Source organism: Spirulina sp. LEGE 11439 (genome assembly GCF_059821285.1).
Map to the genome: position 1 here is coordinate 14,690 of NZ_JCAMRX010000002.1, position 22,889 is coordinate 37,578.

Sequence of the window (22,889 nt, forward strand, 5' to 3'; positions counted from 1 at the left end):
AGATCGACATTGAACTACTCTTATTTTTTCGATCGCGCCCCAGAAAATAACCACATTCTTGTAGTGGATGATTCGCCAGATAATTTATTTCTGGTACAAAGTATTTTAGCAGAAGAAGGCTATGAAAGTATTTTGGTAGAAAATGGTGCAGATGCGATCGCTTATATTGAAAAATCGCCTCCTCATCTCGTCCTCCTCGATGTCATGATGCCGGGAATGGACGGCTTGGAAGTCACGCGAACCATTCGCAAAAATCCCGTTCTTCCTTATATTCCTATTCTGTTAATTACGGCTTACGATGGAGCAAGCGTCGTGAAAGGTTTAGATAGCGGTGCCGATGATTTTATCCGCAAACCCGTAGAAGTGGATGAATTACTCGCCCGAGTGCGATCGTTATTGCGTCTCAAACATAGTGTAGACGAACGAGATGCGATCGCCCGTCAGCGCGAAGATTTTGTCTCCCGTTTAACCCATGATTTACGGACTCCTCTCATTGCTGCCGATCGGATGCTGGAACTATTAGAAAAAGGAGCATTAGGAGAGCTTTCAGGTGCAATGTCAGAAGCTCTCTCAGTGATGGCTCGCAGCAATCGCAACCTGTTAGAAATGGTCAATATGTTATTGGAAGTCTATCGCTATGAAGCTGGGCGAAAAACACTTAATTTCTCTTCTTTAAATATTGGTGAGTTAATAATGGAAGTCGTCGAAGAATTAATACCTTTAGCTACTGCCAAAGGTTTATCTCTTAAATATGAAGGAGAGAATTATCGAGATGCAATTGTAGAAGGCGATCGTATTGAATTACGCCGAGTTTTTACCAATTTGATCGGTAATGCAATTAAATTTACAGATAAAGGCAAAATTGAAATTAGTTTAGAATTACAATTAGAATGGGTGAGAGTTAAAGTTTTGGATACAGGACAAGGAATTTCTCCTCAAGATATTGAATATCTTTTTCAGCCTTTTCATCAAGGAAAACATAAGCGATCGGGAAGCGGTTTAGGATTGCATCTTTCTCGCTGCATTATCGAGGCACATCAAGGTACAATTACTGTAGAGTCCGAACCCGAACAGGGCAGTATATTTTCTGTTTATTTAACTCGGCATCAATAAAATCTTGGTGGGATTTTAAAGCCATTTAATTTCTCTTGCTCTTGAGTTTCGTTTAAGCCTTTGCTTTGGAGAAGTACACCAAACTTTCCCAATCCTGTTGGATCGATTAATTGATGTAAAATTTCTCGACGCTGAATCACTTCTGTAATCTTCAGTTTTCCGGTAGAAAGCTCTGATAAGCGATCCCCTAATCCTAATGCCATCAAAAATAGACCTTGTTGGGTAAAGCCAATTTGTTTTAATCCATAGCGTTTTCCTTGATTTTCCAAGGCTGTAAAATCCACATGAGCGGTAATATCTTGATATCCCAAATTAACATAAGGGTCATCATGGTGTCGGTGTTGATAATAACATTTTATTGTTCCTTGATGGCGTTGAGGATTATAGTAGCGTTGGGCAGAATATCCATAATCGATTGTTAGTAAATATCCGCGTTTTAGTTTTTGGCTAACCTGTTCGATCCATTCTAAAGCTGCTAAATTAACTTCGGTTTTATATGCGTTTGGATACTCTTGCTTGAATATATCAATTTCGACTAAATCAAAATATTCTTTGAGTTTTGGTTGAGAAAGTGGAGCGATCGTTTCCGTTAATTTTTCTTCATTCCATGTAATATAAATTTCTTGCAATTGTCCGTCTTTTAGGATGATTCTATGAACGGGAAAAGCATCTACTAATTCATTAGAAAAAAAACAACCAATTTGTGAAGTATTTTCAATGTCGTTCCATGTCTTCCAGTGTACGTTATTCCTCTTTTTAATAAAGTTTTGCAATTTTTCTTTTTGCCGGTCGATAAAACTAGGGGATTGTTCGATAATACTATATTGCAGCACGGCAAAAAGATCGGGATATTGCAAGCTGAGATAGCTTAAGACATTATAGGCAAAAATTCCTTCACCTGCTCCCATTTCCACCAGTGAAAAAGGCTGAGGGAATCCTAATATTTTCCATATTTGTACAAATTGTTCTGCTAATAATTCGGCAAAATCCGAACTGAGAGAAGGAGAAGTAAAAAAATCACCAGAACTACCAATTTTAGCTCTTTCAATGCTATAATAGCCATAGCGGGAATGATATAAAACTAAATCCATGTATTCTGCAAAAGTAATGCGCTGTTGAGGGGAGTTTGCAATGCGATCGCGAATAATTTTGAGAAGGCTCTGAGAATTGGAAAAGTCAGAATTATCAATCATAGAAAAAGCGAAACTGCACATCGAGAAACTTTGGTTGCACCTATTCTGTTAAAATTGCGACATTTTGTCAATGCCAGCTTAAAATTGAATGGGTGAATCAGTGATGAAAAGGAAACCGAGACTATCTCTTGCGATCGGATACTAATTTTCTCGGAATTATGCAAAGATAAATTACTGAGGAGCTCGGACTAGTATAAAATCCTCTGCTTCTCCGAGAATAGAACTTTCTGGAAGTTGAAGAGATACAAAAATTTGCCGATTTAAGAGTAAGTATTTACCGTCCTGCCATAATTGTTTTAGCGTATCAGGAGAAGCTGAAATAACAAGGCGATCGCTATAAAAATCCAAGCTAGGACGATAATCGGGAAACGAGGTATAAATCGTTGTTTTATCTGGTGTATATTTATTTGCGATCGCAGCAACGTTTTCGACGGGATATTGTTCGTTTAATTCCCATAACCAATCAGGAGAAAGCATGAATAATGCTAAGCTCAAATACAGGCCGATAAATAAAGTTGGAATAAAACGGCGATCGCATTTCCACAACCACCAAGTTGTTAACCCCATCGTGCTGATAACGATACCACTCATGCCGATTAAAATCAATGAATGATGGGTAACAATAAAATAAATACAACCTCCGAAAGAAATAAAAGTCAATAAGCTAAATAATCTAAGAAAAATACGAGAATAATTATTCTTTTTCTGCCATAAATACCCTAAATATGTCCCAACCGTTAAAGCAAAAAAAGGATAATAAGGCATAATATACCAAGGCAGCTTAGTTTGCATGAGAGAAATTGTTCCTAAAAATAATATCGTTCCTACGAGAACTAAACTTCCCCAATTTTCTCTCCTGTGTTTCCACGCTAAAACTAGACCTCCCGGCAAGAAAAATAACCAAGGGAGACTATATTTAATTAATTCAATAAAATAATACCAAAATGTACCATTATTGCCTTCCACAGCCTGAGAAAGTCGTTCTAAACTTTGGGCTTTCAAATAGAGTTCAATGAAAAAATCACCGTGGGTTTGCCATTGTAACCAATACCAAGGAACTGCGATCGCAATTCCTAAAACTAATCCTAACCAAGCATAAGGATTGATAAATAGCTTCCAGTGACGAGTCACGAGAACAAAAACTCCTGCGATCGCCCATAATGCCAGTACTAAAATGCCTTTAGTTAATGTGATGAGTCCCAAACAAATCCCAATCCCAATCCCCCATACTTGTTTTTTTCTTTCTTTGAGCAAACAGAGTAATAAAACAATAAAAAAAGTATTAATTATCCCATCTAACATCACCAAACGTCCGTGACGCAAGACAGAAAGTAAAGTTAAATAAACAGAAGCTGAGAGAATTGCTTCTAATCTCCGCGAGAAAATTTCTCTTCCTAATAAATACAGTAAAGGGACACCACAAGCTGTTAAAAAAGCAAGATTAAAACGACTGCTAAATTCTCCTATTCCTCCAAATAAGTGATAGCCAAGGGCAATAATCCAATAGACCAAAGGAGGTTTAATAAAATAAGGAACGTCAAAGTAAGTTAAATGCAGCCAATTTCCCTGACGATAGAGTTCTCGGGCGACAATTGCATGAGAACCTTCATCCCAGTCTCTTAAGGGAACATTGCCCAATCCTAGCATCCAGAGAAAAACAGCAGCTAGCAAGAAGAACAATAGCCAATAGGAATCGGTCCAAAGAATTTGTTGGTAGAAACGAGATAGTCTTTTCATATTGACAGAATAGCAGAGATAGGCACACAATCAGTATGATAATATTTTCCGTTCCAGATTCGATCGTTCAATGCACTACTCTCTTAAATCCTTGCAATCGGCATTTTTAGTATTTTACAATCGCCCAAAATATTTTAATTTAACGATAATCTCTCTCTTTTTTATTCTCAGTTTAATTGGGATGCTTAATCATTCCATGTGGCGAGATGAATTAAATGTTTGGGCAATTGTTCGCGATAGTTCTTCTTTATTAGACTTATTTAATAACATTAAATATGAAGGACATCCTGCACTTTGGTATTTATGTCTATATTTTCTGCATTTTTTAATTAAAAATCCTCTAATAATGCAGCTTTTTCATCTGGCGATCGCAACAAGCATTATTACTATTTTTCTTTTCTTCTCTCCTTTTTCTCGTCTGCAAAAACTATTATTTTCTTTTGGCTATTTGCCTTTTTATGAATATTCAATTATCAGCCGAAATTATGCACTTTATATTCTTTTTGCTTTTTTATTTTGTATATTCTTCAAGAATCGAGATAAAAATTTTCTCGCTCCGATCGCTTTTCTGGTTCTCATGACAAACGCCAATGCTTATGGACTTTTAATTGCATTTGTTCTATTTTGTGCTTTGTTTTTCGATCTAATTTTATTTAAGAAAAAACTGAATCTTTTAACAATTTTAAGTAGTGTTATTATTTATGGACTAGGATTTTTTACCTCCTTATTTCTGCTTATTCCTCCACAAGATAGCGAACTCAAAGGTGGTTTAATCAAATGGGATACATTTTGGAACTTTCATCATTTAATGAAAGTTTTAGCAAGAATTTGGAATAGTTATATTTTGATTCTCATTCCTAAAGATAGTAGCTTTTTGGATGTCAGCTTATATGCAATAATTTCTCTCTCGATCTTGATATTTTTTATCCTCAGCTTTATTAAAAAACCGATTCCTTTATTTATCTATATATTGGGTACAGCAGAATTACTCTTTTTTACCTATACTAAAGTTTTAGGGTCGCCGCGACATTATGGAAATTTTTATATCGTTTTAATTATTTCAATTTGGCTCTCCTCTTATTATTCTCCTCAACCCAATCGTATTTTTCCAAAAACGATCGCATGGGTTAATCGCCATAAAAAAATAGTTTTGACAATTATATTATCTACTCAACTCATTGCTGGAGTTGTTGCTTTTACTCGCAATCTTATCATTCCTTATTCTGCGAGTCGAGAAACGGTAAATTATATTCAAAATAACAATTTAGAGGATTTGTTTATCGTCGGTAGTCAAGATGCAGTTATGGCTTCAATTAGTGGTTATCTGAATCGCCCAATCTACTATCCAGAATCAAAAAAGATGGGCAGTTTTGTCCTCTATAGCACTCAGAGAATTGATGTCGATCGCGAAGAAGTTTTAAGACAAGTAAAGCAATTGCTTAATGAACGAACAGAGAAAATATTATTAGTTCTTAATTACGAACTCGATTTATTTCCAGAAAACTTAAATATCGAAGCGATCGCAAAATTCACCAATAGCTATATCTATAACGAAAAGTATTATCTTTATTTCGTTCGCTTACAAGAATAAGTTTAGCCGAGAAATATTACAGGCACAAGCATTAACTCATCAATACTTGAACCGCTACGGAGATATTTTTCTTTCTCCTAACACTGCGATCGCTACCCCAACTAAAATAATAATTGCACCAATGACTACGATAAAACTGGGAATTTCTCCAAAGATAAAATAACCTAAAACGCTTGAACCAAAAGGTTCAAATAAAATTGCTAATGTGACCAAAACAGGAGAAACCCAACGGATTGCCCAGTTAATAGTAGTATGTCCGATAACTTGAGAAAATAATGCCAGTAAAAAAACATAAAAATAAACTGACAGAGGATAACCCAGATAGCCAAATCCCAAGAAAAAAGGAAAAGGGAAAAGTACGATCGCAGCAACAGTATAAGCAATTGTAATATAATGACCCGTACTCAAACCCTGACGCTGTGCTTCTCGTCCTAACAATAAATAAAAACTGACGAACCATGAACCAACTAAAGCCAAAAGATCTCCGAGTAGAGGTTGAGAACTTATAGTCTCGCTTTGCGATCCTCCCAACGCGATCGCAATCCCTCCCAAAAGAGCAATAAAAATACCAACAACAGTAACAGTTTTTAATTTTTCTTTAAACCAAAATCGAGATAGTAGCGCAATCCAAATTGGACTGGTTGTTACCAATGTCGTTGCCGATACAATAGAAGTGAAAGAAAGTGATGAGATCCAAACTGCAAAATGAAGCGCTAAAAACAATCCCGCAATTCCCGCATAAAAAAAAGCCTTGAGAGAAATCGAAGTCTGTCGAATTCCTTGCCAATTGGGTAAGAATACTCCGGCTGATATAATAAGACGAGAAGCAGCGAGAAAAAGACTAAACCCCGTTCCTTGAAAACCCGTTGCTTCTAGAGCAAGGCGCACAAAAATTGCTGCTGTGGAAATCGCAGAAACGCCAATTCCTAAAATTGATGCAATTTGCCAGAATTTAGGAGATTTGGGGAAGAGTTGCATGGCAATAAATTGCTATGAGTAAATTAGTCATATTTTCGCTGTTTTTGCGTTAGCTTTCTTGAAGTGCGATCGCTTTGAGTTAAAATCAAAATAACAAAAAATTTTAAATCTTAATCTCATGGTCGATCTCCCTCCATTAAATACAAGCACAATCTGGTCGATACTCAATGAAGAAATTGAAGATGGTACAGTCAATCAATTAGTTTGGCATTATCTCGATTATCGCTATAATGCGTCAACCCAACAATGGGATAACGATCGGGTTACTGAAGAATGGCGCGGAGAATATCCCCATCCACCCGATTTTATTGCCTATCGCCCTCCCACCATAAAGTTAACCCGATCCATTCCCAAAGAAAACAAACAGCTCTTAAAAGAGGCTCTCGGGTTTAAAGGCTACAAAATCGGAGAATTTACCCCGCGCCAGGCTCGCCGCGCAACCATGGCAAATTGGCTGTTAAACTATATGAAAACTCATGGAATTGCCATCGAGCGGCGATCGTAATGAGAAAATTTCCTTAAAAAAGATCGTTTTGACCGGATTGCCCCTCGATAATTGAGAAAAAACAACTGTAAGGTAAATCTCGTTTTTTTTGATTCCATAAATACAAGGGAAAAATTCTCACAAAAAATCATGAGTCATGACTTATGTTTTACCCATACCTTACTCTCGGACAATGGTATAAAAAGCCAAAAAGCGAGAGAAGGAAAAATAACAATATGATAAAAATTTTTGGCAACTTTATCGAGAACCTGCCAGAAAGTCCGGAATATCTAATTCTTGGCTTTTCTCCTAGTTCTGTTCCTTTACAACAACGTTGGCGGAATAATGGATTATCTGCAGACTTTTTAGCCGATTATCTCACAACCTTTTTTCCTTCTCGAGAGGATGATCCCAATACTCAATACAAGCGAGAGGAAATCAAAGGTGCAGTCAGTTATATTGCTAATGAACTGTTAGAAAATGCCATGAAATTTAATGACGATCGCACGAATTATCCCATTGGTCTTTCTTTACAACTGCAAAGCGATCGCTTGATTTTTCGGATTACCAATAGTATTGCCATCGATTCTGTCAAAGCCTTTCAAATCTATCTCGAAAAACTCACAACTGTAGACACACAGGAAATGCTTATTTCTCAACTCGAACAAAATGCTCTAGAAGAAACTGGAACTTCATCTCGCTTAGGCTATCTTACCATGATTGAAGACTATGGTGCAAAACTAGGTTGGAAGTTTGAAACAGTGCAAAAAACTCCGGCTATCATTACGGTGACAACAATGGTTCAGTTACATATTTAACAATAATCTATTACTCATCTCGGCACAAGGAATATTAAGGAATGGAAATCAAAACTGAAACCTACGAAATCAACTATGACGACTCGACTAAAACGATTTGTTGTCAGGGTTCTTTACGTTTAAGTGGGATGAGCGAATATAAACCCATTGTCGAGCTATTACATGACATAGTAGAACAAAAGCCTTCTCATATTACTTTGAACTTAAGAGAATTGAAATTTTTAAATAGTTCGGGAATTAATGTTTTGTCAAAATTCACAATCGAAGTTCGGAAAAATAAAGAAATTGCCATGACCGTACAGGGTGCAAAGAATATTCCTTGGCAAGGAAAATCGTTAAAAAATTTACAACGCTTAATGCCAAACTTGGAACTAGAATGGGAATGAGTTTTCTCAATTGAGGAACATCCGCGCGACCTTGGTAATCGAGACGACGATCGCATGATGAATCTCCCATGAAATTTAGACCGATAAACTCGCCAATCTTTTTGCTCTGGGGACTGATGGGACTATGCTTGGCGATACTTGTTAGTGCCTGCCAGAAAAACGATCGTCTCCCAGAAGCAGATCGTCTAGAACCAACCATTCGCATTGGTGCGATCGCGCCTCTGACAGGGGAATTATCAGAGACGAATGGGAAAACAGCAATTCACGGAATGCAACTCGCAATTCGCGAAATTAACGATCGAGGCAGACTGATCGTTAACGGCAAACCTCAAGAAACTGTTTTATTGATTGAAGACGATCGCGACGATCCCGATACTGCACTCACTGCTATTCGCAATCTTGTTTACCATAATAAGGTTGTGGCAATTATTGGACTTCCCATCAGCCGAATTGCTATCCCCGTTGCTAATTTTGCCGAAACCATTCCCATTCCCACAATTAGTACAACTTCAACAAATCCTGAAACAACTGCTAACAAAAGCTACATTTTTCGTGCTGGTTTTATCGATGATTTTCAGGGAAAAATTATGGCACAATTTTCCCGCCAAGAACTCGGAGCAACTCGCGGGGCGATCCTTTATGATACTGCTAGTGCTTATAATAAAGGACTGGCAGAAACCTTTGCTCGAGAATTTGAAAAAATGGGCGGTAAAATTGTCAGTTCGCAAATTTATACGACCGATCGCAATCACGATTTTCGCGAACAATTAAAGCAAATTCAGGCTTTACAACCCGATGTTTTATTTTTACCCAATTACAAACATGAACTGAGCGAACAAATTAAACAAGCTAGAGAGTTAGGAATTGCAGCGATCGCGATCGGAGGAGATTCTTGGGACGATCTAACCCTTCAAGAATATACCGAACTTGAAGGCAGTTTCTATAGTACGCTTTGGCATCCTAATCCCGAAAATCCTAAAGCAATGACCTTTAGAGAAGATTTTTTCCAAACATACGGTTATTTTCCCGATAACGGTGCCGCTTTAGCTTATGATGCCACATATTTGCTCTTTGCAGCCATTCGATCGCAAGAACGAACCGATCCCGAATCTATTCGTCAAGGTTTATTGCAAATCGATCGTTTTCAAGGCGTTAGCGGTACAATTTCTTTTCAAGGAACGGGAGATCCTCTGAAAAGTGCAACAATTGTTCGTATCCAAGATGGCAAGCCAATTTTTTATCGGCAAATCGACCCTTAAATAATAAGTTTCAATTAATATTATCTTGCGATCGCACTACTGATGAAATCTTCTAAAACTAAACGAAAAACACCGCAAGTTTCCGTAGTAGGTATGGGTGGTATCAAATTTATTCGACATGGAATTGAATCTTTTCATTGGCAAGATTTTTATCATCTCTTGTTTACCATGTCTTGGGCTAAATTAATCGGTGCAATTACTTTAGCTTATATTATTCTCAATATTTTCTTTGCGGGTGCTTATGTTATTGGAGGAGATTGTATTGCCAATGCCGAACCCGGATCGTTTCCTGATGCTTTTTTCTTCAGCGTGCAAACAATGGCGACTATTGGTTATGGAGCAATGTATCCGACAACACCCTATAGTAACTTCTTAGTTGTTGTTGAAGTCTTTATCGGTTTACTTGGTGTTGCGATGGCAACGGGGTTAATGTTTGCTCGTTTTTCCGTACCTAGCGCCCGCGTTTTATTTAGCAATGTTGTTGTTATTTGCCCTTACAATCATGTCCCTACTTTGATATTTCGAGCAGCTAACAAACGCAATAATTTAATTCTAGAAGCACAAATCAATGTTACGGTTTTAATCCCAGAAATAACTCCCGAAGGACATAGTATTCGTCGCTTGCACGATCTGAAATTAGTGCGCTCAAATACTCCTGTTTTTTCTTTAAGTTGGATGGTCATGCACCCGATTACAGAAGAGAGTCCTTTATATGGTTTAACAGCAGAAAATCTAGCAGAATTAGAAGCCGCAATTATTGTCACGCTGATGGGACTGGATGAAACCTTGAGTCAAACTGTTCATTCTCGTCATATGTATATGCAGCATGATATCCTTTGGAATATGCGCTTTGTGGATGTAATTAAAACTTTACCTAATGGCGATCGCAAAATTAATTATATGGCTTTTCATGATGTGATTCCCTATTCTTAGAATACACCCCATGTGTTAGAACTTTATGATAGTAACTGAGGGAAGGTTGTTCGGCAAGTCACGCCACTTTTAAATTCTCGATCGCGATTACTTTCCTCCTGCCACATCGATAAATGAACCTGTCGTATAAGAAGCCTCACTTGATAACAACCATAAAATAGCACGAGCAACCTCGATCGCTTCTCCGCCACGTTTCATGGGAACAAAATGTTTAACGCGATCGATCCGGTTAGGTTCCCCTCCACTGGCATGAATATCGGTGTCGATATACCCGGGACGCACGGCATTAACGCGAATTCCCTCTTCTGCAACCTCTTTGGCTAAACCAATGGTCAAGGTGTCGATCGCCCCCTTAGAAGCCGCATAATCAACATATTCCCCCGGAGACCCCAAACGTGCTGCAACCGAGGAAACATTGACGATCGCGCCTCCTTTACCGCCATGTTTTGCAGACATCCGTTTAATCGCTTCTCTCGCGCACAAAAATGCTCCTGTAATGTTAATTGAAAAAATCCGTTGCAAGCGATCGGCCTCTATATTTTCAACCCGCATTTGCTGCTCTAAAATACCTGCATTGTTCACCAATGCCGTCACCCTTCCCAATTTCTCATCTGTTGTCTTAAATAGCGCTATAATATCCTCTTCAGAAGCCATATCCGCAGCCACAGCGATCGCTTTTCCTCCTTTTTCTTTAATCTTCTCAACCACTCTCATTGCAGCAGTGCGATCGCGTCGATAGTTAACGCAAACAGCATAGCCTTTCTCAGCAGCAAGATAAGCAGTTGCGGCACCAATACCGCGACTTCCTCCCGTAATAATCATGACTTTTTCCATCATCAAAAACTTGCTCAATTCTTTATTTTTTCTCAGTCATTATTTTATGAAAATTTGCCGCCATTTCTTCGGGTTTGCCCGAGAGGGGAAATAATAAAATACTCTCGATCTGAGAATCTTTGGCGATTTCTTCTAAGCGATCGAGTTGTCGCTCGGTAATGGAAATGCCATGATTCGCTCTGACATATTGTAGCTCGTCGTTGAAGTTTTTACTACTATAAACCTGAATGAAAGCGCGATCGATATCCCATGTTTTCCAATCGGCGGCAAAATAACGCTTTGCCCAATAAGGATTATGATGACAAATATCAAAACTAACATCAGGATTTGCTTTTTTCGTGGCTGCGATCGCTTTTTGTACGAACTGGGTTAATTTTGCCGTGCGATCGGTTTTTCCGGGTAATTCGGCATGATAACCGAGATAATCATCCCATTGAACGGCATCAACTTCAGGGTATTTTGTGACAAATTCCGCTAAAATTTCGGCGAATAAATTGGCAATTTCAGGAATGCCGACATCGAGAACATAATGATCGACTCCGGCATGAGTGCGATCGACTCCAGCAACGATCCATCGTTGTTCTACAGCTAGATCGAACAAGGGACTATTTTTATCAATTTTGATGCCTTTTTCAAAATAAGCATGAACCTCCATTCCCTGTTTATGAGCCTCATCAATCAGCCATTCCAACCAGCGATCTTGGAATTGATTCGGGCAACTTGGATAACCAAATGCTTTCTGTAATACTTCGCTTTTATACATTGTACAACCATTTCCCCAAACTCCATGAATAATGGTATTAATTCCGCGACTGCGATAATAACGAACCCGTTCGCGAATCTTTTGTTCGCTAGCATTATTTGTAACTTGGTAGCGACTCAAGTAGATGCCGCGAATGTTCTTCTGTTTCCAAGGTTTCTGGGATGAGGAAGGCGGTGCAGTAGGTTGCGGACTGGGTTGAGGGTTCGATGAATTTGGAGACGGTATTGGAGTTGCTATTTCTTCTGTATTCGTTGGATTTAGAGACGGTATTGGAGTCGCTATTTCTTCTGTATTTGCAGGGCTTCGAGGGGAAGTCGCTTCTCCTGTATTATTTGGGTTGGGAGCAGAAATTGGAGATGAATTTGTTTCTTCTGCAGTTGGGGAATTCAAAAAAGGAATTTCTGCTTTTAATTGATTGGGGATAAACCGACCAATATCTATTTTTTCTCTTTGAGTAAATATTCCATAACATCCTACTAAAAACAAGATAATTACAGATAATGGAATACTCGAACATCCACATCCACAGCCCTTTTTCTTTGAGGTTGTCATAATATTTTATACTTGAATTGCTTTGTTTCCCATGTTAGCTCGTATTATTTTCTACTCTCTCTCAGCCCAAAATTACGGATATTTAACTTTATCATTCTTCCTCTCGCAATCAATGACAATTTTAATTTGTCCCGGAATTCATCCCCCAGAACTGACCGATCGCTTTATCGAGAATTTAGGATTATCTCGCGATCGCCTCCTCATTCTCCCTACAAATATTCCTCCCTATTCGGGTATTGATATCTTAAATTTCCTGAACCAAAATAGCGATCGCACTTCACCGCTTCTCTGCATTGCCTTCAGTGCTGGCGTTGTTGGAGGAATTTTTGCAGTTTTAGCATGGCAGCATCAAGGCGGCAGAAGAAGTACATTTATTGCTCTTGATGGTTGGGGTGTACCCTTAGTAGGGAATTTTCCCATTTATCGTCTCAGTCACGACTATTTTACCCATTGGAGTTCTGCCTTGTTGGGAGCCGGAAAAGAGAGCTTTTACGCGGATCCTGGAGTGGATCATCTAGAATTATGGCGATCGCCTCATACTATTAGCGGTTGGCGTAACACAAAACATGACAAGACGAGATGTTCTGCTGCGGAGTTTTTATGGGATCTTTTGCAACACGACAATTACTTTTCCCAGAGAAAGTGATAAACTACTTTAACAACAAAACAAAAGATACTTAAAATAGAGTGACTGTAAGTGAAAGTACGGAGATCTTCCGTTTGCAAGATCTAACGACAACATCTCTCAGTATTCCTTGGAGCTTATCGACTCCTCAAATCTTCCGATTTCTTATTGATGTAGATCGCAGAAAAAGAACACTATTTCTCAAACAACTGAGAGTAGCCATTGAGCATTAAGCGATCGCGATGCAACAAGTAGACAATATTAATTTAATGCCCAAAATTGAAACAAGATATAAAGCTAATTCCAACTTGGTTTTATATCCGGGAGATGTTAATGATTTTCTCCCAACTTTACCTGATGCTTCTATCTCTTTAATTATTACTTCGCCGCCCTATAATATAGGCAAAGAATATGAAAATACTACAGCGATAACAGAGTATCTCAATAATCAAAAAGATACTATTTCCCACTTGCATCGTATTCTCAAAGAAGATGGGAGTATTTGTTGGCAAGTTGGTAATTTTGTCAAAAAAGGAGAAGTCTTTCCTCTGGATATTTTTTATTATGATATTTTCAAAGAATTTGATTTTTATTTACGCAACCGGATTGTTTGGCGGTTTGGACATGGTTTACACGCTTCTAAACGATTTTCCGGACGATACGAAACCATTTTATGGCTCACCAAAAGTAAAAATTATACGTTTAATTTAGACAATGTAAGAATCCCTTCAAAATATCCGGGAAAACGCTATTATAAAGGAATCAATAAGGGTAAGCCGTCTGGAAATCCTAAAGGAAAAAATCCTTCCGATTATTGGGAAATTATCTGTCAAGATTGGGAACAAGAAGTGTGGGATATTCCCAATGTGAAAGCCAAGCATCCTGAAAAAACCATTCATCCCTGTCAGTATCCGATCGAGTTAGTCGAACGTTGTATTTTGGCGTTAACCAATGAAGGAGATTTGGTTTTCGATCCTTATATGGGAGTCGGTTCTTCTATTATTGCTGCCTTAAAACACGATCGCAAAGCTATTGGTAGCGAACGAGAAAGTAAGTATATGAAGGAAGCGATCTCTCGCGTTCATGCCTATTTTGATGGTACGCTAAAAACTAGACCTTTAGGGAAACCCATTCATACGCCTACGGGTCGGGAACAAGTCACGCAAATTCCCGAGGAATGGCAAGAAAAGTAAAGTAACATCTCATTATTTGAGAAGTCTCATGAATCAAAATACCGATAAACCAGTCAGAATAAGTTGTCAAGTCTCTCAAACTTGGCAGCAGAAGATTGAAAAAATTGCCACGGATCGCAACAAATCCTCAGAAGAGATTATGGCAGAAGCGATCGCATTATATTTGGGAGAAGTTGGTGCAAATTCTAGCGATCGCCTGCTTGCTTTGGAAGGCGATGTTGCTGTCTTAAAACAAATGTTGAGTCAGTTCCAGACAACACTGACACTATTGCAACAACAGCAATTTAGTCCCAATTTAGCTCCCAATTTAGCATTACCATCTCCAGTATCTCAACCTTTTTTTGAGAATGCGATCTCAGAAGAAGAAAACTGGGAAGACGAACCCGATGAAATACTTTACGACTTTATCGAGCCCAATTAAGGTAAATATTTTTGGACGACACTCCAACCGGAAAGAGAGACAAAAAGAAAGCCAAAAAAGAGAAGAGTATTAATAATCAGATGCAGCGATCGCGCTTTTTCCCATTTCCCGATCGCCAATGCACTACTCGCAGAAACTAGAACTAAGATGACCACCAAAGTTCCCGCGATGAGATGAGGAGAATGTCCCAAAGTGCCATAATATCCCAAAGTTCCTATAATTCCAATAGAAAGTAAAAGCAAAACCAACAGCACTAAAACCCCACCGATCGCAAGGTGAACTTCTCGTAACCCTTGGGGATAAGATTGGTTTTTCAAGCGCAAGATCCGCATCCAAATTCCGGCGATCGCCAAGAGAAAATAAGCTGCGATCGCCAGTCCCATCGACCAAGCTGCAATTTTCCACAGCCAAAGAAAAGAAGGTAAATTCACAATTTTAAAAAATTTATGGGTTATTTCTCTGTTGCTAAAATTAGAGGCTGTTTTGAGAACAACCTCTAATCTTATGATTGGCTTTAATGTTAAATAATGAAGAGATTAAGAGGATTTGAACTGACGATGATAAACTTCATCTTCTTTATTCGACTCTAACTTCAAATCCGATCGTGGATAGGCATAACACAATAAAGCATATCCCTCTGCTTGCAAATCAGGAGACAGTCCCATAACATCTTGTTCTACCTTTCCCTCGATAATTTTAGCAGCACAGGTCGTACAAACCCCAGCCGTACAAGAGGAAGGCAATTCAATTCCCTCTGCTAAAGCAACATCGAGAATCTTTTGGTCTTCTGCAACCGAGATCGTATGAGTAGACCCGTCGTGATTAATTTCCACCGTATAGGTATTTGCCATGATAGCTTCTATATTTAGCGTGACTCCAATTCATCATCTTAAACCGAAAGCTTTCAATTGCCAGCCAGATTTAACAATACGTGAAAGATCGCCTGAGAATCATTTTTGAGACTGACTGTTGAAACCTCTAGCTTATCTATAGTTCGTAAATTGGAGTGCGATGGAAAAATCTTCTTGTTTGAGAAATTGAATAATTTCTTGCAAATCGTCTTTAGATTTGCTGGTGACTCTGACGGCATCACCTTGAATTGAGGCTTGAACTTTTTTAAAGCTATCGCGAATTGATTTGCTAATTTTCTTGGCTAATTCTTGACTAATCCCTTTTTTTAGGGTTATTTCTTGACGAACGCGACTGCCACTCGCAGATTCAACCTTGCCATATTCAAAAATCTTTTGGGAGAGATTGCGTTTGGCTGCTTTTTGGCGCAGAATCCCTTGAATAGCATCTAAAGTCATTTCACTATCGGTATTGACTGTAATGATGGTTTCACCCAGTTCTACCGTGCTATTGGTATCTTTTAGATCGTAGCGACCCTTGATTTCTCTTTGAACTTGATCGACAGTGTTCACCATTTCTTGGGCATCGAAATCGCTAACAATATCAAAAGAGTAACTTGAAGCCATAGTTTAATAATCAGTAATTAAAATCGGCAATTAAGAATGGTTTTGGGAAAATGGGAGAAGCGATCGCGAGTTCTCCACACGTTCCATTAATCAAAATAGAAAAGGGTAACAATTTTGCGCTGTTCTTCTGCTTCCTCGCAAGTCTTTAAGAGTGTATGACTATCGTGAAAAGCAAAACAAATCAACTGCTGACAGCGTGAAATAATTTCCCGGTTGCATAGTGCACTCGCTTCTCCCAAGGAAAGGCGATCGTTGTCGGGATGTTCCACGAGATGAATGACTGTTTCCAATACTTCTCGGGACTCATTCGGCTGACGGGAGAGACTTTGGGGCAAAATCACCGTCAGGAGGTTGGGATCGGCATTCATTGCACCGCGAATTGCGGCTAAATTCGTTCCCGTTGCACCAGAAGTCATCAAGCGGTTGCCCCCCAATACGAGGGCATAACTCATGGTCTCGATAATTTTTTGGTGCGCGAGGGGAAGGTGACGCGAACCTAACAGGGCAATACGTTTGGAACCGGTTTGCTGAATGGCGGCCAGTTCTTGTGCCAACGTATCGATTTCTTTGACTTCGATGGATTGACTCAAATTGGGTACTGGGGCTGATAAAAGTAACGCTAGTCGTCAGATCGGGCGACTAGAACAGAGCCATTTTATCTTAACAGAGGACTGAGAGAATATTTCTTGATTTATCCGACACTGAGAACTCGGGTAGACTCGTCCTGTAGGAGTCCGGTTAATAAAGAGGCTGGGGGTTTGCCGTGAGGCCAAGCAAAGGCATGGCGAAACGCGGCATCCTGACAGGCTTGCAGTTGGCGAAAATCAATAATATCGAGGGTGAGTAGATTTTCGTACTCGAAGGGCAAGCGAACGTTATGCAGTCCGGCATTATCCGTGCAAATGGCGATATCGACTCCCGCCTCAAAACAGCGATCGAAGACGATTTTGAGTTGTTGGGGATCGTCTAATGTTCCAGTTTTAATATAGGTGGTCGGGCAAACTTCCAAGCATTGTCCGTTGGCGGCCAATTCGGGTAATAATTCTGGATAGTGGAGGGGAATTTGGATACCGTGACCGATCCGCAAGAGATAGGGCAGCAGTTCGGGATAGCAGCCGTCGCGGGTTTCATAAAGGTGTCCGGTAGTTTTTAAACCTCGCGATCGCGCATAACGATAGAGTTTGACAAATTCATCGAGGCGATCGGCATAATGGGCATCTCCTCCCGCGACATCGATCGCGCAGACATATTGCGGATAATTCACGGCCAAGTCCGCGATCGCTTGGTTCACCTCATAGGGCAAGCGGGAGTGCATACAGAGAATTTGGCTGGTAACAATGGGATATTCCACCAACTGAGAAGCGCGTCCCACGGTCTCTACGATCGCCCGCATTTGTTCGATGCGATCGTTTTGACTCAATGCCTCAGAAGTCCGCAGATAGGGGGTATAGCGCAATTCTAAATAAGCTAAATTTTCAAAAATATACGCCCCGCGAATGAGGCGATAAATAAAATAAGGTAAAGTGTCTTCGGTTTGGACTTTTTCGACCAAGGTATGTAACTCTAAATACTCATCTAAGGTATTGCGGGGACGGGTGAAAAATTCTTCAAAGTCAGAATATTTAGAAAAACGGGCGATGAGTTCCTCATTATGACGCTGACAATAGCGCCAAAAGATCCGAGGAACGACAGATCCTCCTAAATGACGGTGTAGTTCTGCGTATAAGGCCATAATAAATTTATAAAATTTAACTTCACTCGATCTTATCGTTTTTTTCTGCGAAGTCGTACATCTTTCAGGGAATCAAAATTCATGTCAACAATTCGGCTCATGTCTGCTAAACTCCACCGGGTGCGCGTTACCGATGCTAATGTCGATTATGTCGGGAGTATTACGATCGATCGCGATTTAATTGCCAAAGTTGGAATTTTGCCTCTCCAAGAAGTCGAAGTGTGGAATGTGAGCAATGGTAAGCGCTTGTCAACCTATGTTTTGCCCGCAGAAGCAGGAAGCGGTATGGTTTGCCTCAATGGTGCTGCTGCCCATTCTTTTGCCCCGGGAGATATTGCGATTATTGTTGCTTATGAGGAACGCGATCGGATAGAAGTTTTAAAAACAGGACACCAAGCAAAAGTGATTCTAGCTGATGGTGACAATCGCTGTCAGCAAATTTTCACGCAATCTTTTATTCCTGAATATCCTTATACTTTGACCTCGAAAGAATGCAAAAAAAAGGAAATCTCATCGTAGATTTTCCTTTTTTGAATTTCTGGAATAATAATGGCTTTGTCGCTCATTGATTGTTTACCACGGCGTACCAATTAAGGTAAAAGAACTCCAATAGTAGGGATGGGTGAAGTCGCGATCGCTAAAACTCATTAACGAGCGAGTTAAAGGAATGGTTGCGGATAATGTCATTAATTGGTCGTTTTCTAAACGAATATTGCCGCGAATCATGGCAAGTTGAGCTTGCCGAACTGCTTCTGCTTTAATTGAGGCGGTTTGTAGCTGTTCGTAGAATGCACTCATAAATCCGAGAGAACCAAAGTCGCTAACATACCACAAACTCCCTAAAGTAGATTTAACACCGGCCATGGCTGCAATGCCAGCAAACCCCAATTCTGCTTCTGGATCCCCCAATGCCGTGCGACAAGCGCTGAGGACGAGTAATTCCACACTGGGATCGTGCCAGCCCAATTCTCGCAGGCGATCGAGTCTCAAACGTTCCTCGCCGACGAGGATATAAGATTCTGCGGGGCTTCCGGGTCGAAAATCGCTGTGAGTGGCAAGATGAATCATGCGGTAGGGGGTGCGATCGCGGACTTGTTGGAGTGTATCGAGATTGAATTCTTCGTTGAGGTGCGCTTCACCCTGCCAGAGTTTACCCGAGGAGAGTAAGTCTAACTCGATGGGGACGGCGGGAAGGGGATCGCGATCGCGAAATTTGGAACGTCCCATGGCCAATACATCCAGCCCGCGCACGTCAGTATAACTTAAGTCACTTAAGGACAAGCTGGGCATCAAACTGACGCTATAGCGCTCGACGATAAACCCGTTTCCGTCGTGGAGGGCGGCAATGGGCAGCGATCGCAATCCGGCATCGACAATAAAAGTTAAATGACTAATTTCGTGTTTTTCAAGATCGGCTTCGAGAGGAGCAATTAGCCATTGATAGAGTTGCTGGGCGGAGTCGAGATATTCTGTTTTTCTTGCATTCGTGACACCACGACGAAACTCGCGGGCGATCGCATCGACTCGCTCTCGCGGAATCCCAGTTTTGTAGAGAATGGGTTCGGCGTTTGCCGTCACCAACATGAGATAGAGTTGGTCGGTGGGTTGGGCGGGTTGGTCGAGGGTAGAGAAGCCGAGGGCGGGGGCATAAATTGCGTAAATGATGGAGGGTTTAGAACCCGTGGCGCGTTCAACGCGATCGAGGCTGGCTCGGGCGGCATCGATGACGACTTCGCGATCGCTTTGCGAATCTGATTCTGAGGTTGGGGTGCGATCGCTTTCTACCTCGGCTAAATTGTTCCCACTGACATCAGGGAAAGATTTTGGGGTTGCACTCGCGTAAGTGTTTTGTTCGCCCGCAAAATACCCTTCAAAAGCACGGGTAAAATAGCGATCGATTTGCTCGAAAATCAATTCGGTGGTTAATGGCGTATTGGGGTCTAAAGGGGCAAGGGAAACCGTAAAGCGATCGCTCTCCAAAACCCCCAAATGAGCAAAGCGAGAAACATCTTGTTGTAGCGTCTCAACGAGGCGGTTGGTAACTGTTTGACCCAGTACGCCGTCAATGCTAATTAAACTACTCAACCCCAATGCTTCTGTTCCTTCAACCGAGACGATCTGAATTTGACCGTTAACATAAGTGAATCGTAAAGAAAGGTTGGGAGTAATGGCAGTATTGCCGTCGCCAATCCCGCCTAAAATCCCATTCACGGCGGCATTGCCAATCTCAAAGGGTGTAATCCCGTTCCCGCCATGATTGAGGGTGATTTGTCCTCCTCCCGTGCTGCCGCCGCTATAAATACTGAAATTGTCTCCACCTACGGGAAAAGTTCCCGTTGCGCGGAAAAACTGCCCCGCGATCGCATTCACATCCCCTCCTTTTCCTGCCGAACTTGATGTGTTGATACTGGTCACTTCCACATCCTGCGGGGCATTGAGGGAGACTTGACCGCCATCGCCGCTACTGCTGGAGGTGTCTATTGTTCCTGTTGCGATCGCGCCGTTGCTGCTGGTAATCGTCACATCTCGCCCGGAGTTAGTAATATTGCTGGTGGTAACATTGCCGTTGGCTGCGAGAGTAATGGTTGCATTGTCTGCACCGATAATATTTCCCGCCGTTGCATTGATGGAACCGCTCCCATTCGGCGCTCTTAAGGTGACGGGATCGTTAAAAGTGACATCATCGGCCACGGTAATCGTCCCACTTCCATCTGCCCGTCCGATCGTAATCCCATTAAAGCCGTTATTGATGCGAGCTAATTCATTATTGGTTAAAAATATTGTTCCCGCCGATCCCGTGCCGCCCAATTGCAGATCGAGGGTCGGGGTTAAGGGTTGTAAAATCAAATTGCCGCTACCATTTAATTTATCCGTACCGCCACTGTTCAAATCGAGGCGATCGGTGGTTAAGGTAATATCTCCGGTTCCCGAGGCGATCGGTGCTTTTAGCCAAATCCCATCGTTATTACCACTCGTCCCGGTGAGAGAAATATTACCGCCTTCTGAATCAATATCCCCTTGAATCCAAATGCCGCGCTGATTATTACTCGTTCCCACCATTGTAATATCGCCACCTTTAGAATTCAGGGAATTTTGAACGCGAATTCCGGCTTGATTATGTCCGCTATTACCCCCATTCAAGACCAGATTTAAAGGTGCGCTTGTGACTGCACCATTAATCGCTTCTTTGAGCCAAATCGTTCCCGAAGCCAACAAAGTTAAGGTTCTTTCCGTTGCTAAATTGTAAGTGATGGAATCTTTGAGAGTAATATCTCCATCCTGCGTTCCTCCCGTTCCTGTGGAGATGGTAACATCGCCTGTAGCAAGGGCTGCCAAAATGAGATCGATGCCGAGAGTCGCACTATTTCCCGTTGCAGTAAACGGCGAAGTTCCATTGATATTGGTATTGCCAAGACCAGACTCAATAATAATATTGTAAGGATCGATGAGCCATTCTCCTCCCATTCCTGCCAATGCCGAGACATCGGGAAGGGATGTGACGCTTAAGCTGGCGAGGCCGCTGGTTTCGATGAATCCCCCATTACCACCCGTTTCACCCCCTCGGGCGCTCAGGATGCCGTGAATGCTGGCATGTTCCGAGGCAAAGGTAATAATACGCCCGCCGTCTCCTGTTTCTCTGGCATCGGCTAAAAGCTGTGAATCTTGGCTGATGTAAGTTTGACGGGCATTCGGGACAGTACCTTGTCCTTGTTGCTCTCCTCCAAACAAGATCGTACCACCGCCATAGGTGCCCGAAGCGTCAATGGTTGCCGAAATTGCCCCAAGGCGATCGCCAAACACATTCACCTGTCCTCCTCTATATCCCGAAACATCTATGAGTCCCGAAGCGATCGCCGTTCCCATTTCCACAGGAATTTCAGCCGCATTTAAAGTAACGCGATCGCCAGCAACTTCAACTCCTGTTTCTAAATCTGTTCCTGTCAAAAGTTCCGGCAATTCGAGGGGAGTAAAAGGTAAAATATCTCCGTTTTGATTGCGTGGGGGAGAAAATTCTAAACTGAGAACATTCCCTTCGCGAGACAATTTCACTAAATTCGTACCAGGTACGGCGACGAGGTTAATCGTTCCTTCTGGGGCGCTCAATGTTCCGGTATTAATCGTATTTCCTGCCAGTAAAGTTAAAGATTGCCCGGCATTAACAGCCAAATTTCCGGCATTGATAATCGATCCCGAATGAACGAGATCGAAAGCAAAGCGATCGGGGTCGCCGACTAAATTTTGATAATTGCTACTCCCAATAGCTTCAAACCAATTCTCTTCACCAAAGCCAATTCCCGATGCCGTGGTTGCGAAAAAATCCCCCGGTACATTGAGGCTGGCATTTTGACCAAAAATAATCCCAGCCGGGTTCATTAAATATAAATTGGCATGTCCTTGTAAGACTTGAATTGTGCCATTAATAATCGAAGGGTTGCCCCCTACGACTCGCCCTAAAATATTATTGATTTCTGGTGCAGAAAGAAAATTGGCAATTTCTCCAGCAGACAGTCCGAATTGCTCAAAACTGTGAAATAAATTTCCCCCATCTTGCGATCGCATCCCGCCTTGAATATCAAATTGGTTCCCATTTTGATTGATACTCGTCCCCGTTCCATCAGAGGCAGAGATTATCGATTGAGCCGAGGCAAAACCGGTTATCGTACCCATTACGGCTAACTCGACGAAAGCCCATGAGAACAACCCAGAAAACGCACCCCAAACTAACGCTCGGAAAATTCCGGTTGCAAGGGAATTTAAATCAATAGTTGGGTTAGATTTCATGGGGCGATCGCCTTGGAAAA

Annotated in this window: 22 protein-coding genes; 11 read left to right on the forward strand and 11 right to left on the reverse strand. The window is 41.1% G+C overall.

From position 1 onward, the window contains the following. Positions 1–9 precede the first annotated feature (9 nt). Entirely contained in the window at positions 10–1,113 is a 1,104-nt protein-coding gene (locus AC6RV6_RS01465) for a hybrid sensor histidine kinase/response regulator (protein WP_500238384.1), read from the forward strand. Here the strand turns inward: AC6RV6_RS01465 and AC6RV6_RS01470 are convergent. Together AC6RV6_RS01470 and AC6RV6_RS01475 are read right to left on the reverse strand one after the other, a co-directional pair. Further along, positions 1,107–2,306 carry a class I SAM-dependent methyltransferase gene (locus AC6RV6_RS01470; protein WP_500238387.1) on the reverse strand — a complete coding sequence of 400 codons (1,200 nt, stop codon included), beginning with the start codon at positions 2,304–2,306 and terminating at the stop codon, positions 1,107–1,109. The two genes, AC6RV6_RS01465 and AC6RV6_RS01470, sit on opposite strands and share 7 nt — an antisense overlap. Before the next feature lie 171 nt (positions 2,307–2,477). Next, positions 2,478–4,043 carry an ArnT family glycosyltransferase gene (locus tag AC6RV6_RS01475; RefSeq protein WP_500238388.1) on the reverse strand — a complete coding sequence of 522 codons (1,566 nt, stop codon included), beginning with the start codon at positions 4,041–4,043 and terminating at the stop codon, positions 2,478–2,480. 70 nt (positions 4,044–4,113) lie between these two features. Here AC6RV6_RS01475 and AC6RV6_RS01480 point away from each other — a divergent pair, with 70 nt between their 5' ends. Then, positions 4,114–5,634: a hypothetical protein gene (locus AC6RV6_RS01480; RefSeq protein ID WP_500238389.1), complete on the forward strand. Its 1,521-nt coding sequence runs from the start codon at positions 4,114–4,116 to the stop codon at positions 5,632–5,634. Positions 5,635–5,688: 54 nt separating this feature from the next. On the opposite strand, the gene AC6RV6_RS01485 is transcribed toward AC6RV6_RS01480, so the two are convergent. Then, complete coding sequence (locus tag AC6RV6_RS01485) at positions 5,689–6,612, reverse strand: DMT family transporter (RefSeq protein ID WP_500238391.1); 924 nt, start codon at positions 6,610–6,612, stop codon at positions 5,689–5,691. Positions 6,613–6,730: 118 nt separating this feature from the next. Between AC6RV6_RS01485 and AC6RV6_RS01490 the strand changes: the two genes are divergently transcribed. The 5 genes from AC6RV6_RS01490 to AC6RV6_RS01510 all read left to right on the forward strand — a co-directional run bounded on the left by AC6RV6_RS01490 (position 6,731) and on the right by AC6RV6_RS01510 (position 10,492). Then, positions 6,731–7,117 (forward strand): DUF1823 family protein, encoded by a 387-nt coding sequence (locus AC6RV6_RS01490; RefSeq protein WP_500238392.1) that lies wholly within the window; start codon positions 6,731–6,733, stop codon positions 7,115–7,117. Between the two features lie 215 nt (positions 7,118–7,332). Further along, positions 7,333–7,914 carry a slr1658 family protein gene (locus AC6RV6_RS01495; RefSeq protein ID WP_500238394.1) on the forward strand — a complete coding sequence of 194 codons (582 nt, stop codon included), beginning with the start codon at positions 7,333–7,335 and terminating at the stop codon, positions 7,912–7,914. A gap of 41 nt (positions 7,915–7,955) precedes the next feature. Then, positions 7,956–8,300, forward strand: coding sequence for a slr1659 superfamily regulator (locus AC6RV6_RS01500; RefSeq protein WP_500238395.1), 345 nt, complete (start codon positions 7,956–7,958; stop codon positions 8,298–8,300). 68 nt (positions 8,301–8,368) lie between these two features. After that, a complete protein-coding gene (locus tag AC6RV6_RS01505; RefSeq protein WP_500238397.1) occupies positions 8,369–9,559 on the forward strand; it encodes an ABC transporter substrate-binding protein in 1,191 nt (396 codons plus the stop codon). A gap of 42 nt (positions 9,560–9,601) precedes the next feature. Continuing rightward, entirely contained in the window at positions 9,602–10,492 is an 891-nt protein-coding gene (locus AC6RV6_RS01510; protein WP_500238398.1) for an ion channel, read from the forward strand. An 87-nt stretch (positions 10,493–10,579) separates the two neighbouring features. Here AC6RV6_RS01510 and AC6RV6_RS01515 read toward each other — a convergent pair whose 3' ends face one another. Continuing rightward, complete coding sequence (locus tag AC6RV6_RS01515; protein ID WP_500238769.1) at positions 10,580–11,326, reverse strand: SDR family oxidoreductase; 747 nt, start codon at positions 11,324–11,326, stop codon at positions 10,580–10,582. Positions 11,327–11,348: 22 nt separating this feature from the next. Continuing rightward, positions 11,349–12,641 (reverse strand): family 10 glycosylhydrolase, encoded by a 1,293-nt coding sequence (locus AC6RV6_RS01520; RefSeq protein WP_500238401.1) that lies wholly within the window; start codon positions 12,639–12,641, stop codon positions 11,349–11,351. Between the two features lie 112 nt (positions 12,642–12,753). On the opposite strand from AC6RV6_RS01520, the gene AC6RV6_RS01525 reads away from it, so the two are divergent. The 3 genes from AC6RV6_RS01525 (at position 12,754) to AC6RV6_RS01535 (ending at position 14,880) form a co-directional block, all read left to right on the forward strand. Further along, a complete protein-coding gene (locus tag AC6RV6_RS01525) occupies positions 12,754–13,287 on the forward strand; it encodes a hypothetical protein (protein ID WP_500238403.1) in 534 nt (177 codons plus the stop codon). A 221-nt stretch (positions 13,288–13,508) separates the two neighbouring features. Then, positions 13,509–14,459: a DNA-methyltransferase gene (locus AC6RV6_RS01530; protein WP_500238405.1), complete on the forward strand. Its 951-nt coding sequence runs from the start codon at positions 13,509–13,511 to the stop codon at positions 14,457–14,459. Between the two features lie 28 nt (positions 14,460–14,487). Then, positions 14,488–14,880, forward strand: a complete 393-nt coding sequence (locus tag AC6RV6_RS01535) for a hypothetical protein (RefSeq protein WP_500238407.1) — start codon at positions 14,488–14,490, stop codon at positions 14,878–14,880. On the opposite strand, the gene AC6RV6_RS01540 is transcribed toward AC6RV6_RS01535, so the two are convergent. The 5 genes from AC6RV6_RS01540 to AC6RV6_RS01560 form a co-directional block, all read right to left on the reverse strand. Then, positions 14,877–15,311 (reverse strand): DUF4079 domain-containing protein, encoded by a 435-nt coding sequence (locus tag AC6RV6_RS01540; RefSeq protein WP_500238410.1) that lies wholly within the window; start codon positions 15,309–15,311, stop codon positions 14,877–14,879. The genes AC6RV6_RS01535 and AC6RV6_RS01540 overlap by 4 nt on opposite strands. A 105-nt stretch (positions 15,312–15,416) precedes the next feature. Beyond that, on the reverse strand, positions 15,417–15,731 hold the full coding sequence (locus AC6RV6_RS01545; protein ID WP_500238411.1) for a 2Fe-2S iron-sulfur cluster-binding protein: 315 nt from the start codon (positions 15,729–15,731) through the stop codon (positions 15,417–15,419). 132 nt (positions 15,732–15,863) lie between these two features. Next, the gene (locus AC6RV6_RS01550; RefSeq protein WP_500238412.1) at positions 15,864–16,355 is read right to left on the reverse strand and encodes a YajQ family cyclic di-GMP-binding protein; all 492 of its coding nucleotides are present in this window, start codon (positions 16,353–16,355) and stop codon (positions 15,864–15,866) included. Positions 16,356–16,441: 86 nt separating this feature from the next. Next, the gene (locus AC6RV6_RS01555) at positions 16,442–16,945 is read right to left on the reverse strand and encodes a DNA recombination-mediator protein A (protein ID WP_500238414.1); all 504 of its coding nucleotides are present in this window, start codon (positions 16,943–16,945) and stop codon (positions 16,442–16,444) included. A 101-nt stretch (positions 16,946–17,046) separates the two neighbouring features. Next, the gene (locus AC6RV6_RS01560) at positions 17,047–18,087 is read right to left on the reverse strand and encodes an adenosine deaminase (protein ID WP_500238416.1); all 1,041 of its coding nucleotides are present in this window, start codon (positions 18,085–18,087) and stop codon (positions 17,047–17,049) included. Between the two features lie 81 nt (positions 18,088–18,168). Between AC6RV6_RS01560 and panD the strand changes: the two genes are divergently transcribed. Further along, positions 18,169–18,606, forward strand: a complete 438-nt coding sequence (gene panD, locus AC6RV6_RS01565) for an aspartate 1-decarboxylase (protein WP_500238417.1) — start codon at positions 18,169–18,171, stop codon at positions 18,604–18,606. Positions 18,607–18,660: 54 nt separating this feature from the next. Here panD and AC6RV6_RS01570 read toward each other — a convergent pair whose 3' ends face one another. Continuing rightward, positions 18,661–22,869: a CHAT domain-containing protein gene (locus AC6RV6_RS01570; RefSeq protein ID WP_500238418.1), complete on the reverse strand. Its 4,209-nt coding sequence runs from the start codon at positions 22,867–22,869 to the stop codon at positions 18,661–18,663. Positions 22,870–22,889 lie beyond the last annotated feature (20 nt).